Below are 937 nucleotides of genomic sequence, written 5' to 3' on the forward strand. Positions count from 1 at the left end.
GACCGTGTCCGGCCCGGCGACCTGCGGCGGCAGCAGCCCCGGCAGGTCCGTCCGCGAGCCGTTCGGCGCCGCGGTCGCGAACGGCCGCGCGGCCTGGTCGCTCATGACCGACGGCCCGGAACCGTTCGGCACGCTCACCCTCGGCCCGCCGCCGCCCGTGTTCCCGGGCGTACCGCCGCCCTTGCCGCCTGCCCCGCCCCTGCCGCCTCCGCCGTGACCGCCGGAGCCGTCCCCGGCGGGCTTGTCCGGCTTGGCGGGCGGCTTGGTCTTGGTCGGGGACGGCGACGGGGTGTTGTGGTGGTCGATCCGGTCGCGCAGGTTGTCGAGCTGGCACTTCCAGTTGTCGACGGTGCTGGCGGGGTCGGTGCCCTTCCTGCACGGCTTGGCGGCGCTCGCGCTCGTCGTCCCGGCGAACGCGGCGGGGGCGCCGAGCACGGTCACGGCCAGGGCGGTCGCCGAGACGGCCGTCGCCGCGGACCCGATCCTCCGGAGGCGTCGCTGCTGGGGCATGTCACTCCTTCGCTGTCGCCGCCCGGCCGGGCCGGCTCGTCCGAGCCGGCGCGGCCGGGCGATCGCACCGGGTTCGCGCCTTCGTGATCGAATCGTGCCTTACCGCGCCCCTCCGGTAAACACCGACACGACGGTTTCCTCCGTCCCGGCAAAGTCGCCGAACCTCCGGGCACCCCTGAGAAACGCCGCACAGCGGCCCCGAGGCGCCGCACAGGGCGACCGAAACCCGGCCGGGAGACCCGGAGTGCGGGGAGCGGAACCGTGGCCCCGGCGTCAGCCCAGCACCAGGCGGGCCAGCCGGGTGCGGCGCTCGGGCGCGCCCGTCTCGCGGACGGCCCTCGCGAGGCCGGGGCCGGCCGCCTGCACCACCGACAGGTGCCGCCGGGCCAGGCCGAACGCGGTCGCGACGGCGGGCCGCGACAGCGCC

The 937-nt window shown here is 77.3% G+C and carries 1 pseudogene; it reads right to left on the reverse strand.

What is annotated here, in order from left to right:
• Positions 1 to 510, reverse strand: a pseudogene (locus DZF91_RS40105) (hypothetical protein); the annotation flags it as partial.
• Positions 511 to 937: the final 427 nt, after the last annotated feature.

The organism is Actinomadura logoneensis, assembly GCF_003428695.1.
GTDB lineage: Bacteria > Actinomycetota > Actinomycetes > Streptosporangiales > Streptosporangiaceae > Spirillospora > Spirillospora logoneensis.